At 64.7% G+C, this 15,536-nt stretch carries 14 protein-coding genes; 11 read left to right on the top strand and 3 right to left on the bottom strand.

The features are described from left to right. Positions 1 to 88 precede the first annotated feature (88 nt). From ACX1D0_RS14395 to ACX1D0_RS14380, 4 genes are read left to right on the top strand one after another with little or no spacing between them, the layout of a single operon-like run. Complete coding sequence (locus ACX1D0_RS14395) at positions 89 to 1,174, top strand: glycosyltransferase (RefSeq protein ID WP_459018684.1); 1,086 nt, start codon at positions 89 to 91, stop codon at positions 1,172 to 1,174. Next, complete coding sequence (locus ACX1D0_RS14390) at positions 1,171 to 2,508, top strand: lipopolysaccharide biosynthesis protein (protein ID WP_459018683.1); 1,338 nt, start codon at positions 1,171 to 1,173, stop codon at positions 2,506 to 2,508. Before ACX1D0_RS14395 ends, ACX1D0_RS14390 begins: the two co-directional genes overlap by 4 nt. 10 nt (positions 2,509 to 2,518) lie before the next feature. After that, positions 2,519 to 3,838, top strand: coding sequence for an O-antigen ligase family protein (locus ACX1D0_RS14385; protein ID WP_459018682.1), 1,320 nt, complete (start codon positions 2,519 to 2,521; stop codon positions 3,836 to 3,838). 10 nt (positions 3,839 to 3,848) lie between these two features. Continuing rightward, positions 3,849 to 5,660 (top strand): polysaccharide biosynthesis protein, encoded by a 1,812-nt coding sequence (locus ACX1D0_RS14380; protein ID WP_459018681.1) that lies wholly within the window; start codon positions 3,849 to 3,851, stop codon positions 5,658 to 5,660. Here the strand turns inward: ACX1D0_RS14380 and ACX1D0_RS14375 are convergent. Both ACX1D0_RS14375 and ACX1D0_RS14370 read right to left on the bottom strand, forming a co-directional pair. Continuing rightward, positions 5,642 to 6,811: a glycosyltransferase family 4 protein gene (locus ACX1D0_RS14375; RefSeq protein WP_459018680.1), complete on the bottom strand. Its 1,170-nt coding sequence runs from the start codon at positions 6,809 to 6,811 to the stop codon at positions 5,642 to 5,644. The two genes, ACX1D0_RS14380 and ACX1D0_RS14375, sit on opposite strands and share 19 nt — an antisense overlap. Beyond that, a complete protein-coding gene (locus ACX1D0_RS14370) occupies positions 6,781 to 7,716 on the bottom strand; it encodes an NAD-dependent epimerase/dehydratase family protein (RefSeq protein ID WP_459018679.1) in 936 nt (311 codons plus the stop codon). The genes ACX1D0_RS14375 and ACX1D0_RS14370 overlap by 31 nt, the downstream gene beginning before the upstream one ends. 133 nt (positions 7,717 to 7,849) lie before the next feature. Between ACX1D0_RS14370 and ACX1D0_RS14365 the strand changes: the two genes are divergently transcribed. From ACX1D0_RS14365 to ACX1D0_RS14355, 3 genes are read left to right on the top strand one after another with little or no spacing between them, the layout of a single operon-like run. Then, positions 7,850 to 9,133, top strand: a complete 1,284-nt coding sequence (locus ACX1D0_RS14365) for a nucleotide sugar dehydrogenase (RefSeq protein WP_459018678.1) — start codon at positions 7,850 to 7,852, stop codon at positions 9,131 to 9,133. A 54-nt stretch (positions 9,134 to 9,187) separates the two neighbouring features. Beyond that, on the top strand, positions 9,188 to 10,342 hold the full coding sequence (locus tag ACX1D0_RS14360) for a DegT/DnrJ/EryC1/StrS family aminotransferase (protein ID WP_459018677.1): 1,155 nt from the start codon (positions 9,188 to 9,190) through the stop codon (positions 10,340 to 10,342). Further along, positions 10,339 to 10,998 (top strand): sugar transferase, encoded by a 660-nt coding sequence (locus ACX1D0_RS14355; RefSeq protein ID WP_459018676.1) that lies wholly within the window; start codon positions 10,339 to 10,341, stop codon positions 10,996 to 10,998. The genes ACX1D0_RS14360 and ACX1D0_RS14355 overlap by 4 nt, the downstream gene beginning before the upstream one ends. Here the strand turns inward: ACX1D0_RS14355 and ACX1D0_RS14350 are convergent. After that, a complete protein-coding gene (locus tag ACX1D0_RS14350; RefSeq protein WP_459018675.1) occupies positions 10,958 to 11,551 on the bottom strand; it encodes an acetyltransferase in 594 nt (197 codons plus the stop codon). The genes ACX1D0_RS14355 and ACX1D0_RS14350 overlap by 41 nt on opposite strands. 91 nt (positions 11,552 to 11,642) lie before the next feature. On the opposite strand from ACX1D0_RS14350, the gene ACX1D0_RS14345 reads away from it, so the two are divergent. The 4 genes from ACX1D0_RS14345 to ACX1D0_RS14330 are packed head-to-tail and all read left to right on the top strand — an operon-like array spanning position 11,643 to position 15,515. Next, positions 11,643 to 12,794, top strand: coding sequence for a glycosyltransferase (locus ACX1D0_RS14345; RefSeq protein WP_459018674.1), 1,152 nt, complete (start codon positions 11,643 to 11,645; stop codon positions 12,792 to 12,794). Positions 12,795 to 12,829: 35 nt separating this feature from the next. After that, positions 12,830 to 13,435, top strand: coding sequence for an acyltransferase (locus tag ACX1D0_RS14340; protein WP_459018673.1), 606 nt, complete (start codon positions 12,830 to 12,832; stop codon positions 13,433 to 13,435). Continuing rightward, positions 13,432 to 14,523 (top strand): DegT/DnrJ/EryC1/StrS family aminotransferase, encoded by a 1,092-nt coding sequence (locus ACX1D0_RS14335; RefSeq protein WP_459018672.1) that lies wholly within the window; start codon positions 13,432 to 13,434, stop codon positions 14,521 to 14,523. The genes ACX1D0_RS14340 and ACX1D0_RS14335 overlap by 4 nt, the downstream gene beginning before the upstream one ends. Before the next feature lie 2 nt (positions 14,524 to 14,525). Then, a complete protein-coding gene (locus ACX1D0_RS14330; RefSeq protein WP_459020461.1) occupies positions 14,526 to 15,515 on the top strand; it encodes a Gfo/Idh/MocA family protein in 990 nt (329 codons plus the stop codon). The last annotated feature ends 21 nt before the right edge of the window (positions 15,516 to 15,536 follow it).

The following is a 15,536-nucleotide window of genomic DNA, read 5'->3' as shown; positions in this document are numbered from 1 at the left end:
CCAGAGCCTAGTCGGTGGGTTCATGAAGGAGGGGCAACCGACAAGCGAGTAGGCTGAGGCCTACCCACGTTCCATTTGGAGGTTATTGGTGCGCATCCTGCACGTCATCAACGGGCTCGGGACCGGTGGCGCTGAGATGCTCGTCGTCAACCTCGCGGCGGCGATGCGCGGACATGGACACGACGTCACGATCGCCTGTCTGGCTGATGTGGACGGTGTCCCCAACGGCCGTGCTCGCGACCTGACACTTGATGTTCGCATTCTGAGCCCCCACCGGCTGGACCCGCGCCTGCCCCTGCGCGTCGCCGCGCTGGCCAAGGGCTACGACATTATCCACGCCCACTTGTTCCCAAGCCTGTACTGGACGGCGCTTGCCCCAACGACTGTCCCGAAGGTACTAACTGAACACAGCACCTCCAACCGTCGCGCCCACAAGAGCTGGCTCCAGCCGGTCGACCGTTGGATTTATCGACGCTTCGATCGCGTCTTCGCCATCAGCCAGGGAGCTGCAGAGCACCTCGCCACGACTCAACGGCACCCCGCCGAGGCGTTCCCGGTGGTCCTAAACGGCATCGACGGCGAACTCCTGAAACACTCAGCCGCCCGGCGACCTGGTGAACAGCGCATCATCTCCGTGTCGAGCCTGGACAACCGCCGCAAAGACCTCCTGCGGGCTGTCGAGGTACTGGTGCACCTGCCAGCGGCAACACTGACCATCGTCGGCGATGGGCCTGATCGACCGGCCATCGAATCACATGCCACGAGTCGTGGCGTGAGCGATCGCCTGACGCTGGCAGGGCAGCGCTCAGATGTCGCCGACTACCTACGCCGACATGACGTCTTTCTCTCCAGCTCCCGCATCGAGGGCTTCGGCATCGCGGCCGTGGAGGCCATGGCCGCAGGCCTACCAGTGGTTGCGCCAGACATCCCAGGCATTCGCGAGGTGGTGACGCATGAACGAACCGGCCTCCTGTATGACCGCGGCGACGACGCGGAGCCGACGCGTTCACTGACCCGGCTGTTCCACGACGTGCCCCTCGCAGACGGGCTGGCCACGGCTGCCCGAGCTGATGCCGCGCGGTTCACCATCGACAGCTGCGCCGCCAAGTACGAACAGCACTACGCCGACATCACCGGTCAGGTGATGAGCCGCCGGGCAGAGAGTTCCCAGTGAGGAGCCCCGAATCGGGTTCCTGGCACCAGCGACTGATCGGGCGGTTGCGGGATAGTCGACTGGGACAATGGCTAGGGCGTCACGAGTTCGCCAAGCACGTCCTCACGCTAATGACGGGCACGGCCTTCGCCCAGGTCCTCGGCCTGCTCATCTACCCGATCGTCACGCGCGTCTACAGCGCCGCCGAGATGGGCGTCTTCAACCTACTGGCCGCCGTCGTCGGCTTCCTGATTACGATCGCTGGCCTGCGTTACGAGTACGCCATCGTGCCCGCCCGCTCCGACGACGAGGCCCGCACCCTCATATCACTGACGACGCGCACGAACACTGCAGTGTCGGTGACGGCGACCGTGTTGCTGCTGATCTTCGCCGAGCAGGTCGCCGGGCTGCTCAACACGCCCCGACTGGCTGACTGGCTGTGGCTCGCTGGCCCCATGGTCTTCCTGGCTGCGCAAGTTATCATCCTCACCCAGTGGCTCAACCGGAAGAAGTACTACCGGTTTGCCAGCAGCAACCAGATCTCCCAGTCGCTGACCATGTCTGCCAGCCGCGTGGGACTTGGGTTCGCGGGCGGCAACGCTCTGGGACTGGTTGGTTCCCAGATGTTCGGGCACTTCGTCGCCCTGCTCCGGTTGATCCGGCGCGTTGGTCCGGAGGTTCGGGGTCCATTGACAGGGCGCCGCCGCGACGTGGCCAAGAAGTATCGCCGCATGCCGCTGCTCAATGGCCCGAACGCAATGATCGACGCGATACGCCTCAACGGCATCCCCCTCCTCAACGGCCGGTTCTTCTCACTTGAGGCCATCGGCAACTTCGGCGTGGCCTGGCTGTTGATCCAGGCACCGCTGGCTCTCATCAACGGCGCATTGTCCCAGGTGTTCTTCCAACGCATGTCCGTGACCCCACGCGGGGAGATGTTCAGTCTCGTCAAGCGGTCCCTCATCCGATCGCTGTTGCTGGGCATCGTGCCGTTCGCGCTGATCTTCTTCCTCGCGCCCAGGCTGTTGCCATGGGTGTTGGGCAACGACTACGTTCTCGTAGGCGACATAGCCGCCGTACTGGTCCCCTGGCTCTTCCTGAACCTCGCGACGTCGCCCGTGTCAATGCTCTTCATCGTCGTGCACAAGCAGGCAACCATGTTGGTCTTCAGCATCGCCTACATGGTCACCCCGCTGACGATCATGTGGTTCTACCATCCGAGCATAGTTGAGACGATGACGGTGGTGTCGCTGGCGATGGCTGGCCTGCTCGTGTGCTTCTCCCTACTGGCGCTACTGGCCTCACACGCCTACGACGCCGGTCGCACACCAGACCTCCATACTGGGACGACCTGACATGAACGCAATGCGCCGGATCAGCGTGCTGTTCGGCTGGTCCGCCCTGGCCATCATCGCGCTGGGGAGCCTGTTCAATGGCAACTCGGTGGTCATCCTCACCCCTGTCGGCATCACGGCTTGGCTGCTGGGTGCCGTGCCTGCGATCATCGTCGCGCTGGCGCTCCTGCCGTGGGCCCAAGGGCTGCGCAACCTCTGGCAACAGGCGGGTTGGGTGATAATCGCGTTTCTCGCCCTCACCATATGGGGCGCCACCCGCGCTTTCGGCTTCACAGTCTGTGTGACGCACCGCGATGGCGAACCGTGGCCCGTCTGCTACCCAAGTTGGGTCGGCTGGATTCCGGTGCTTCAGGGTGCTGTCACCATGCTGCTGGCCTTCACCGTCGTCGCCGCCGTTCCACGTCGGCAGCTGTGGCGTTGGCAGATCGCCCTCGCCTCCGTTGTGGTGCTGATGACTGCGATCGGGCTCGTCAGGGCGCTGTTTCACCCCCGGGGATTCAACCGCCTCGGCACCGGACTGGGAGGTGCAGCGGTGCTGTCTACCGCGCTGATTGTCACGGTGGTCATCCTGGTGGCGGCAGCGCTCAAGACCAATCGGCGAGCCTGGCCGCTCTGGGGCCTCGCCGTCATCGGGGCCGCAGAGATCTTCCTCACCTTCTCCCGAGCCGGCCTGGGTCTGCTGGCCTTGGCAACGGTCGTTCTGATCGTCATCTGGCGAAAACGCACCGAGCGGTCGGTCTCATCACGCGCCGTGCTGCTCGGGTTGGGCGCCGTCGTCCTCTTAGCCATCGGTGCGGCGGCGTCCTTCCCTCATCGAGCGACGCGTCTGCTGACGCTCGGAGATCCAGCACGCCTGGAGAACATCACCAACGCTCTAGAGCACTGGACGAGCTCGGCCACGACGATCCTGTTAGGCACCGGCACTGCTGGAGTGTGGCCCTGGTTCGGCATCGACGCCAAACTAATCTACGCTCCACGCACAGGAATGATGCGGGTCGAGGGCATTGAGGGCGATCTCCTCGCCAACCCACACAGCACGTTCCTCGGTGTACTCGTCGAGCTGGGTCTGGTGGGAATCGCGCTGCTCACCGTCGTTCTCATCATCCTAGTGAGGGCTGCGCTCCGCCATCAAGGCGACCGGCGCACGGCGTCTGTGCTCTGGATCGTGGTACTCGCCGCTGCGGCGTTCGCCGTCGACACCTACCTCTTCCGCAATCCGGGTGTCTCGTTCGTGTGGTGGTGCGCGGTCTTCGCCGGCCTGGCGCTGCACGGAAAGGCTAGCGGCACTGCTGACGATAGGATTACCGGGGGACAACGCCACAGCAACTAAGGAGTAACAGGTGGACACAGCGAGGCGCACCAACGTGCACTGGCAACGGTTAGCCCTCGCCGCCTGGGACGCTAGCTGCTGGACCATCGCCGCCCTGGCGCTGGTGATCGCCCGATACAGCTTCACCCTCACCAACGCCCAGACCCGTATGGTGCTGGGCTATGCCGCTGCTGCCATGATCGCCCAGCTACTGCTCGGCTATGCGACCAAGTTGTACCGCGGCCGCAACCGGGTGGGCTCCTTCGAGGAAGCCACCCAGATCGCGGTCATCGTGTTGGTGATCGGCATCGTACTAGTGATGTGGTTCGCCTGGTTCGGCTCGCCCAGCTATCCGCGGGTCGTCACGTTCACGGTCCCCTTGGCCGCGCTCATCCTGATGGCCGCTGGCCGGTTCGTGTTCCGCACCTTGCAGGGCAGCACCCAACACGCAGCGACGGCGGAACCGGTCCTCGTCTACGGCGCCGGCAACGCGGGCGCACAATTGGGCCGACTCCTCGCATATGATCCGGACGCCCCGTTCACCATCGTCGGTTTCATTGACGACGACCCAGACAAGCGCAACCTCCACCTCTCGGGGGCGAGGGTCCTTGGCGGTAGGGACAAGCTGACACCCATTGCGCGGGAGCGCGGGATCAAGACGGTGATCGTCGCCATCCCCACGGCCAGCCGGGAACTAATGCGCGACATCTCAAACATCACCGACGAAGCTGGCTTGAAGACGCTTGTCATGCCCCCCACCCGCGAGATCGTGGGCGGACGGGTCGACGTCTCCAGCCTGCACGCGCTAGACGTGACGGATCTGCTTGGCCGCGCCCAGATCCAGACCGACCTCAGCGAGATCTCCGGCTACCTCTCCGGCCGAGTGGTCCTCATCACAGGGGCCGGCGGCTCCATCGGTTCCGAGATCGCCAAGCAGGTGCACCGCTTGGGCCCGAAGGAACTGGTCATGCTGGACCGCGACGAGTCGGGCCTGCACAGCACCCAGCTGTCCATCTACAACAAGGCCCTGCTCGACACGCCGAACATGGTGCTGTGCGACATTCGCGACATCAGCGCCCTGGACAAGGTGTTCGAGGATCACCGGCCGGATGTGGTGTTCCACGCGGCCGCACTGAAGCATCTGCCGATGTTGGAGCAGTACCCCCTGGAGGGGTGGAAGACCAACACCATCGGCACCCGCAACGTGCTGGCGTCGGCCCGCAAGTGGGGCGTCAAGCACTTTGTGAACATCTCCACGGACAAGGCCGCTGACGCCACCAGCGTGCTGGGCAAGACCAAACGCCTCGCTGAGGAACTCACCGCCCACTACGCACGCCTCGTGGACGGGCCGTGGCTCTCGGTCCGCTTCGGCAACGTGCTGGGGTCACGCGGCTCCATGCTGCACACCTTCACCCGTCAGATCGACGCCGGTGGTCCGCTGACAGTTACACATCCGGACATCACGCGATACTTCATGACCATCCCCGAGGCCTGCGAGCTGACGATCCAGGCTGGCGCCATCGGCAGGCCCGGCGACGTCCTCGTCCTCGACATGGGTGAACCGGTGAAGATCCTCGATGTGGCTAAGGGCCTCATCGCGCGCTCGGGGAAGGACATCAAGATCGTGTTCACGGGGTTGCGCCCCAACGAGAAGCTGCACGAGGTGCTCTTCAGCGAGGATGAGAAACGCACGCCCACCAGCCACCAACTGATCTCTCGAGTGTCGGTTCCTCCGCTCGATCCGGCGCTGCTGGATACCGTCGACGGCAGCGATCCCGCATCACTCGGGGCGGTGCTCCATCAGCGAAACTCCCTGCGCCAAAATCAGTTGCCGGAGCGGTAAACCTTGTTGAGACCCGCCCAGATGCGCTCGTTGGGGAACTCCTGTTCAGCCCATTGGCGCGCCTGCCCGCCCTGACGGGTGCGCTCGGCGTCGTCGTTGACGAGCGTGGTCAAGGCGATTGCCAGAGCGCCAGCGTCGTCGACATCGACAAGGAGGCCGGTGTGACCTGCGACGACGGAGTCCACGGCGCCGGTGGCGCGGGTGGTGACCGTCGGGATCCCTGCCACCGCAGCCTCCAGGATGACGTTGGGAAACCCCTCGCGTCTGGTTGGTAGGCAGAGGAGGTCCATGAGCGAGTACCAGGGCCACGGCTGTGCCTGATGACCCAATTCGAACACCCGGAAGGGCAGGGCCTCCAGTTCTCGTGCCAGCCCTTCGTCCTCCACTGAACCCATCAGCGCCAAGGCGACATCGCCATCGGGCCGGAACTGGTCGCTGCGCAGAGCAGCGGCGAGAGTGTCGAAGCCCTTATCCCGAGTGACCCTCCCCACAACCCCGATGACCTTGGTGGCTGCGCTGATTCCGAACTGGTGGCGAAGCTCCTCGCGGCGCCCATCGACTGCTGCCCTGACACCGTCGACATCGACGCCATTGCTGGATCCGGAGCCTATGACAATCGCGCTCCTCCGCCTCGGCAACAGGCGCTGGGCCTTCAGCTCACGGGCGAGACTGTGACTGACCGACACGGTGTGGGTGGACAGCGCGATCGCGATGCGCTCCATTATCCAGAGCAGCGCACGCTTCGACCCGGTCACACCTTCGAGCCGGAGACCGCGCACGACGTAAATCCGCTGAGGAACGCGGCACAGCCAGGCCGCCATCGTGCCCAGAAGCCCCGCCTTGGGAGTGCCGACGTTGACAACATCCGGCCGCAGTTCGCGGATCAGTGCGATCCAGCGCCGCAACGACACGGCGTCGTCGAGTGGCGACGGTTCCCTCTTCATGTCCAACGCGTGGGCGGTGACCCCGGTCCGCGCGGCGACCTCGTCGAAACCCGGTCCTGGCGCCATGGCGACGTGGACGTCCCACCCCTGGGCCGACATCCATTCGAGCTGCCCGCGCAGCAGGGTTACGGCGCTCGTGGGGATCGTCACGCCGTACAGCAGCCGCCGCTGGACCTTCACCGGTGCCCCGGGAGTGATCGGAACCACTTGAGGGTCGCGGTGAGACCCTCGTCAAGGGAGACGGGATCGATGTGCGGGAACAGGCCACGCAGAGATTCGTTGGCGCCCTGCGAGTGCGGCACATCCCCGGTGCGGGCAGGACGGAACTCTCGCTCCAACTCATGTCCGACAAACCCTTCCAGGCGGCGCACCAGATCCAACAGTGAGGTGTTCGTGCCGAAGGCGAGGTTCACCGGTTCGGGGTGGGTCACCCGGCCCTCCGCGGCCTCGAGGAGCACGCGGCACACAGTGCCAACGAAAGTGAAGTCCCTCGACTGGGTGCCGTCGCCGTTGATGGGCAGCGGCTCGCCACGGAGCATCGCGTCGATGAAGATCGGGATGACGGCGGCATACGCGTGGCCCGCATGCTGGCCGGGGCCATATACGTTGAAGAAGCGGAACGCGAGCGTGGTGAGGCCGTAGCACTGCTGAAACGCCAACACGTACTGCTCCGTGGCCAGCTTGCTCACAGCGTACGGACTCATCGCACGGACCCATTCGCGTTCGTGCTTGGGTAGGGCGGGGTTCATCCCGTAGACCGAGCTCGACGACGAACAACTCACGTGCTCCACCTCGGCCCGCCGTGCCGCCTCCAGTACCTTGAGCGTGCCGGTCGCGTTGACTTCATGTGTACGCATCGGATTCTGGATGCTGCGCGGCACCGAACCAAGCGCGGCCAGATGCACCACCGCCTCGGCGCCGGCCATGGCGCGGGTCAGTGCGTCGTCGTCGAGGATGCTCCCTTCGACGAACTCCACGTTCAGGCCATCGAGGTTGACGCGGTAACCGGTGGAGAGATCGTCGATGACCTTGACTGCATGCCCTGCAGACAGGGCCACCTTCACGAGGTTTGATCCAATGAATCCGGCGCCACCAGTGACAAGCAACTTCATGCAGGGGAGCATACTCTCGGTGGCTTCGCTGGTCGGTGACGCTACCTGGACGGGGCGGGCCGATCAGGTATCCTCATGCTGTTCGTCGGACGGGCGCGCGATACCGACACCTCTCCCGCAGAAAGGTCCTGGCATGGGATTCCCCGCTCCTGAAGACTCCGTGATGGCCGTGATAGGCCTCGGCTACGTCGGGCTGCCGCTGGCCGTCGAGTTCGCCAAGTACATCGACGTCATCGGTTTCGACATCAACGCAGCACGCGTTCAGGGCCTCAGCGCCGGCTACGATCACACCCTTGAGGTACCCGACGGCGAACTCGCTGCTGCGCAGCGCCTCACCTTCACCACGGATCCGACTGACATGGAACGTGCAAACGTCTACGTTGTCACCGCTCCCACCCCTGTCGACGCACACAACAACCCGGATCTGACCCCACTCCGTTCTGCGTCGGAGTCGATTGGTAACACGCTGCGCCCCGGCGACGTGGTGATCTACGAATCGACGGTGTACCCCGGCGCGACCGAAGAAGTCTGCGTGCCGATCCTTCAGCAGGTGAGCGGACTGAAGTTCAATGAAGACTTCTTTGTGGGCTACTCCCCCGAACGCATCAATCCGGGCGACAAGGAGCACCGCTTCTCCACCATCCTCAAGGTGACGTCCGGATCGACCCCTGAAACGGCGGACTACGTCGATTCCCTCTACCGGATCGCGGTCACCGCTGGCACCCATAGGGCGCCGTCGATCAAGGTCGCCGAGGCAGCGAAGGTCATCGAAAACACCCAAAGGGACGTCAACATCGCACTCGTCAATGAGCTCGCCCTGTTGTTTAACCGCTTGGGCATCGACACCCATGCGGTCCTTGAGGCGGCCAATACCAAGTGGAACTTCGTCAAGTTCCAGCCCGGGCTCGTCGGCGGACACTGCATCGGCGTCGACCCGTATTACCTCACCTACAAGGCCCAGGAGATCGGATACAACCCCGAGATCATTCTCGCCGGCCGCCGCCTGAACGACGCCATGGGTCGCTATGTCGCAACCGAGACGGTGAAGGGGATGGCGAGGAATGGCCTTGTAGTGAGCAACGCCCGCGCTCTGATCCTGGGGTTGACGTTCAAAGAGAACACCCCAGATCTCCGTAATACCAAGGTCACCGACATCGTCGAGGAACTTGAAAGCTACGGCATCGACGTCGACGTGCACGACCCCTGGTGCTCCGCAGAAGAGGCACTCACGCTTTACGGCGTGACGCTCATCGACGAACCAGACAAGGGCGCCTACGACGCTGTCATCCTCGCAGTCGGGCACGGGCAGTTCCTGGATCGCGGTCCCGAGTGGGTGCGCGAGCTAGCCGCGAACAATGGCGTGGTGTTCGACGTCAAGGGCATCCTCCCGACCGGCCTGGCCGATATGGCGCTCTGAGCAGCCCAACCGCACGCCGTCAGCGGTGAGGGCGGGTCGGGATATTCTTGCCGCGTGAACGAACGCATCTTCCTGTCCCCGCCCGACGTCACACAGCTTGAACGAGACGCGGTCAGCCGTGCTTTCGACGGCGGGTGGATTGCGCCCCTGGGGCCGGAGGTGGACGCATTCGAAGCCGAACTCGCGGCTTTCTGTGGACGTCAGCACGCCGTCGTGCTCTCGTCGGGCACTGCGGCACTGCACCTTGCTGGGCTGACGATGGGCTTCGGCCCCGGCGACACGGTGATCACTGCCTCGATGACGTTCGCCGCTACGACCAACGCCATCACCTACACGGGGGCTGCCCCTGTCCTCGTCGACTGTGACGCGCAGGGGTCGATGGATCCGGAACTAACGCGTCACGCCGTCGAAGACCAACTCAAGAAGGGCGCGACGATCAAGGGAATCGTTCCCGTCGACCTACTGGGCCACGTCGTTGATCACGAGGCCTTGAAGCAGGTCGCGGACGAATTCGGTCTCCATGTGCTATCCGATGCCGCCGAATCGCTGGGCGCCGTGCACCAGGGACGCCCGGCGGCGGCCCACGGCGACAGCGCCATCGTCTCCTTCAACGGGAACAAGGTCATCACCACATCCGGTGGCGGCGCGGTGCTCACCGACGACGTGGACGAAGCCAAGCACATCCGATATCTCGCCACCCAAGCACGTCAGCCAGTGCTGCACTATGAGCACACCGATGTGGGCTATAATTATCGGCTCTCAAATCTGCTGGCCGCAATGGGGCGAGCCCAACTCAGCAGACTGCCTGAGATGCTGGAGCGCCGACGCCAGCACCGCCTGCGCTACAAGAAACTCTTCGGCGGGATCCCGGGAGTCGCTTTCTTCGGGCAGCCCGACGGGTCAGAGCAGCACATCGGCAGCGGCCACGACCACGACAACTTCTGGCTCACGTCGATCATCGTCGACCCCGAGGAAGCGCCCTTCACTCGCGACGATCTCCTGCAGGCCCTCACCCAGGACAACATCGAAGCGCGCCCTGTCTGGAAGCCGATGCACCAGCAGCCGGTCTTCAAGCATTTGGTGGCATATGTCTCCGGCGCCAGCGAGCACCTCTTCGCTACCGGCCTTTCGCTGCCGAGTGGTTCGGCCCTGACGGACCCGCAGATGGATAGGGTTGAGGCAGTGATCCGACAGGTCCTAGATCGGTGAGCCGCTTTCGTCCATACGATCTGGTAAAACGGGCGATCGATGTCGTCGCGGCCGCGGGCCTGTTGGCGGTCACCGCCCCGATCCAAGTGGGCGTCGCCGCTCTGGTGCGTGTCAAGCTTGGCTCGCCGGTGTTGTTCCATCAGGAACGGCCCGGCCGCAACGGCCGACTGTTCAAGATGGTGAAGTTCCGCACCATGCTCGAGCCCACCGCGGATTTGGTCACCGATGAGCAACGCCTCACGCGGTTCGGCAAGCTGCTGCGCTCCACCAGCCTCGACGAGTTGCCGGAACTCTGGAACGTGCTCAAGGGCGACATGTCGCTCGTGGGCCCCCGCCCGTTGCTCCCGTCCTACCTGCCGCTCTACACGCCTCGCCAGGCGCGACGTCACGAGGTCCGGCCGGGGATCACGGGGCTGGCCCAAGTCAGGGGCCGCAACGCGTCGAGTTGGGGGGAACGACTGGCCTGGGACGTGACCTACGTTGATCAGCGCAGTCTGGTCCTGGATCTGCGGGTACTCGTCGAGACAGTTGCCGTGGTGCTGCGACGCGACGGTGTGGCCGAGGAAGGCGCGGTCACCCGCACTCCCTTCGAGGGAGCTCCGGATACTGGGTCAACTAGCGCTGAAGTTCGCGCCCGGGGTTCCCGACCACGGTGACGCCGTCGGGAACGTCGCGGATGATCACTGCTCCCGCCCCGATGGCGCTCCACGCGCCGATCCTTACCCCCGGGATGATCGAAGCCCCCGAACCAATGTGGGTGCCCTCCCCCACCATGACGCCGCCCGATAGCACCACGCCCGGTGAGATGTGCGCAAAGTCTCCCACCACGCAATCATGGTCAACCGAAGCGCCGGTGTTGATGATGCAGTGTCGGCCGATGGCGGTAGCCGGGTTGACGATCGCGCCAGCCATGGCGACGCTGCCCTCGCCGATCTCGGCACGCGAGGAGACGCAAGCGCCGGGATGAACGAGAGCGGCGACACTACGTGGCAGGGTCTCGGCGATGCGCCGTCGGGTGTTGTTATGGCCGATGGCCACGACATAGGCGACGTCGTCCGCAGGCGCTGCCACAACGTCGTAGCCCCAGAGACTTGGCTGCTTCGGCGTGTCGTCCACGAAATGGGCGATGTCGTAACCGAGCAACTCGGCAATCTCAGCGACGACCTTGGCATGCCCTCCTGCGCCATACAGCCCGAGACGTCCCGCCATGAACACATTCCTTTCGCACCACCGCCGGGAGAACCGGCAGGTCCTGGTTGCGGCACTACACTAACCGTGCAGAACCCAGGAAGGGGTGTTGGTGATCAAGACTCGTCGGCAGGTCAAGGTCCGGCACCTGTCCACGGTGCACGATGTGCGCGACACTCGCGTCACGTACAAGGAGTGCCGCCATCTGAGCGAAGCGGGCTATGACCTTGCTCTCATCAACTGCAACCCAGGCGACACCACGCTTGCAGGTGTCCGGGTCATCGGATTGGGCGCGCCACGTAACCGGCTACACCGGATGTTCGTGAAATCTGTCTCGATGGCGCGGCGAGCGCTGCACGAGAACGCCGACATCTACCACTTCCACGACCCCGAGCTCATCCCTGTCGGCATCGTGCTGAAACTCCGCGGTAAACGGGTGATCTATGACGTGCACGAGGACGTGCCCAAGCAGATCATGCACAAGTTCTGGATCCCGACGCCCATGAAGAAGCCGCTGAGCCTCGCCGCACACGTGTTTGAGCGAGCGGCAACCAGGCTCGTCGATCTGTTCGTGGCCGCCACCCCGACGATCGCGGAAAAGTTTCCACAGGCCAAGACGATCGTCTGCCAAAACTTCCCGGAGAAGGATCTGGCCGAGCACAAGAACAACACCCCTTTCGAGGACCGACCGTCAGCGTTCGTCTACGTCGGTGGCCTCTCGCGTCAGCAGGGGCTCTTCAGCATGCTCGACGGCGCCGCCCAGCTGCCCGATGACGCCGTCGGTGACCTGGCAGGGAAGTTCAAGGAGTATGAGGACGAGGCACGTGCACACCCCGGGTGGCAGCACGTGCGTTGGCACGGGGTGCTTGAGCGCGACGGCATCGTCGCGTTGTTGAACCAGGCCCGCACCGGCGTCGTCCTCAACCATCCAATTTCGAACTACCTGGAGGCCTACTCCACCAAGATGTTCGAGTACATGGCCTGTGGGCTTCCCGTGGTCACCTCCGACATCCCGCTGTGGAAGGAAATCGTCGAGGGTTCAGGATGCGGCGTAGCGGTCGACCCCTTCGATGCGGCCGCAGTGGAAGCCGCCGTCCGGCGCTACCTGGACGACCCTGAACTGGCCGCAAGCGACGGGGAACGAGGTCGGCAGGCGATTTTGGCGCGCTATAACTGGAGCTTGGAGGGTGCAAAGCTGGTTGCCGCCTACGACGCGCTCTGTGGCATCCGCCCCGTCACAAGTCAGATCATGTCGGAGCACTAGACTGAACTGGACCTTCGATCAACTGGAGACTTCACATGGCTGAGCCCAGGATTCTGCCTTCGGCAGACCTCGATGACAACGTCAACATTGGCGACGGATCCTCCATCTGGCACCTTGCGCAGGTGCGCAGCGGAGCGGACATCGGAGAGAACGTCGTCGTCGGCCGTGGCGCCTACATCGGCACCGGCGTGCACGTCGGCAACAACTGCAAGATCCAGAACTACGCGCTCGTCTACGAGCCCGCGTACCTGGAGGACGGCGTCTTCATCGGCCCGGCTGCAGTCCTCACCAACGACACGTTCCCCCGGGCGATCAATCCCGACGGCACCGCCAAGAGCGCGCACGACTGGGAGCCGGTCGGAGTGACGCTCAGGCAGGGCGCCTCGGTCGGCGCCAGGGCCGTGTGCGTGGCGCCGGTCACCATCGGAGCATGGGCGACGGTTGCGGCTGGCTCAGTCGTCACCCGCGACGTCCCGGATTACGCGCTCGTCGCGGGCGCCCCTGCCCGGCGCATCAAGTGGGTGGGCCGATCCGGCTTCCCGCTGGAGCAGACCGGCGACAACACCTACCGGGACCCCAAGACCGGCGACGAATTTGAGCAGTCCGGCGACACTCTGAGACTCGTAAAGGAATCCGCATGACGTACGACTTCATCCCTCCCGCGAAGCCCTTGATCGGTGACGAGGAGCGCGCCGCGGTGGACCGCGTCCTGCAATCAGGCATGATCGCCCAGGGCCCGGAGGTGGCCGCCTTCGAGACCGAGTTCTCCGAGCACTTTCAGCTCGGGCGCGCATGCGTGGCGGTCAACTCAGGCACCTCGGGCCTCCACCTCGGCCTGTTGAGCTGCGGGATCGGTGCAGGCGACGAAGTCATCGTCCCCTCCTTCACGTTCGCCGCGACGGCCAACTCGGTCGCGTTGACCGGTGCCACGCCCGTGTTCGCCGACATCGCGGAGGACGATTTCACGCTCGACCCCGCGTCGGTCGAGGCCTCCGTTACCGAGCGCACCAAGGCGATCATGCCAGTGCACCTCTACGGCCACCCCGCCAAGATGGAGCAACTGCGCGCCATCGCGGACAAGCACGGACTCATGCTGTTCGAGGACGCGGCGCAGGCGCACGGCGCCGCACTCAACGGCACCCCCGTGGGCGCGTTCGGTGAGTTCGCCATGTTCTCGCTCTACCCCACCAAGAACATGACCTCGGGCGAGGGCGGCATGGTGTCCGCGGCGAACGCGGAGATCGAGCGGAACCTCCGCCTGTACCGCAACCAGGGCATGCTCCAGCAGTACCACAACGAGGTCGTCGGACTGAACAACCGCATGACGGACATCCATGCCGCCATCGGCCGGGTGCAGTTGACCAAGGTGGGGGCCTGGACCAATTCCCGCCAGGAGAACGCTGCATTCCTGTCCGCCAACCTCGAGGGCGTCACTCCCCCGCCTATCGCCGACGGCGCCGTGCACGTGTTCCACCAGTACACGGTCCGCGTCGCAGGTGACCGCGACGGGCTGTCCAGGGCGTTGAAGGAGGAGTACAACGTGGGCTCCGGCATGTTCTACCCCGTACCCAACCACCGCCTCAAGCCCTTCATGGCAGACGTCGAGCTGCCGGAGACGGAGCGCGCGGCGAAGGAGTGCCTGTCGCTGCCTGTGCACCCCTCCCTCAGCCAGGCGGACCTCGAGCGCATCGTGATGGCCGTCAACGCCCTCGCGAAGGCCGGTGCGTGAGCATGGCCAACCTCCGCGCCGGCCTGATCGGGCTCGGCATGATGGGGCGCCACCACGCCCGGAACCTTCGCTCCATCGATGGTGTGGACCTGGTGGCCGTCGCAGACGCAGCAGGCGACCCGCATGGTCTCGCGGGCGACCTCGAGGTCCTCCCCGACATCGACGCCTTGCTCGCGCAGGGTCTGGACTACGTCGTCGTGGCCGCGCCCACCATGTACCACGAGGAGATCGGCCTGAAGCTGGCCGAGGCCGGCGTGCACGCGCTCATCGAGAAGCCCCTGGCGAAGACCGTGGAGGGGGCCCGTTCCCTGGTCAAGGCGTTCGCCGACAAGGGGCTGGTCGGGGCCGTCGGCCACATCGAGCGCTACAACCCCGCACTCCAGAGCCTGCGTAAGCGGCTGGAAGCCGGGGACCTCGGGGACCTGTACCAGGTGTGCACCAGGCGTCAGGGCCCGTTCCCTGCCCGCATCGCCGACGTGGGTGTCATCAAGGACCTCGCCAGCCATGACATCGACCTGACCGCTTGGGTGACCCAGCGCAAGTACGAACTGGTGGCGGCACGCACCATGTTCAAGGCCGGCCGCGAATACGAGGACATGGTCTCCGCCACCTGCCAGCTCGAGGGCGGGTTGATGTCCAACCACCTCGTGAACTGGCTGACTCCAACGAAGGAGCGGCTCACTGTCGTCACCGGCGAGAAGGGCATGTACATCGCGGACACCCTCACCGCCGACCTCACCTTCTACGCCAACGGCAGCATCGTCAACACCTGGCACGACATCGCGCAGTTCCGCGGCGTGTCCGAGGGTGACGTGACCCGCTACGAGATCCCGAAGCCCGAGCCTCTGCGCACCGAGCACGAGAACTTCCGCGACGCCGTGCTGGGCAAGGAGGCGGACATCGTCACCCTTGAGCAGGGCGCACGCGTCGTCGAGGTGTGCGAGGCCATGATCGAATCCGCGAGGACCAATCGGTTCATCACCATCGACTGAGGCCCGCAGCGTCCTGGTCTG

Source organism: Tessaracoccus pujii, assembly GCF_054483895.1.
The sequence above is the reverse complement of the archived record's forward strand: the minus strand, read 5'-3'. Positions and strand labels throughout refer to the sequence as shown.

Excerpts from the sequence above, each read along its gene's own strand:
- ACX1D0_RS14365 (WP_459018678.1), top strand. The coding sequence starts at position 7,850 with ATGGGATTCCCCGCTCCTGAAGACTCCGTGATGGCCGTGATAGGCCTC.
- ACX1D0_RS14370 (WP_459018679.1), bottom strand. The coding sequence starts at position 7,716 with ATGAAGTTGCTTGTCACTGGTGGCGCCGGATTCATTGGATCAAACCTC.
- ACX1D0_RS14330 (WP_459020461.1), top strand. The coding sequence starts at position 14,526 with ATGGCCAACCTCCGCGCCGGCCTGATCGGGCTCGGCATGATGGGGCGC.
- ACX1D0_RS14385 (WP_459018682.1), top strand. The coding sequence starts at position 2,519 with ATGCGCCGGATCAGCGTGCTGTTCGGCTGGTCCGCCCTGGCCATCATC.
- ACX1D0_RS14350 (WP_459018675.1), bottom strand. The coding sequence starts at position 11,551 with ATGGCGGGACGTCTCGGGCTGTATGGCGCAGGAGGGCATGCCAAGGTC.
- ACX1D0_RS14340 (WP_459018673.1), top strand. The coding sequence starts at position 12,830 with ATGGCTGAGCCCAGGATTCTGCCTTCGGCAGACCTCGATGACAACGTC.
- ACX1D0_RS14335 (WP_459018672.1), top strand. The coding sequence starts at position 13,432 with ATGACGTACGACTTCATCCCTCCCGCGAAGCCCTTGATCGGTGACGAG.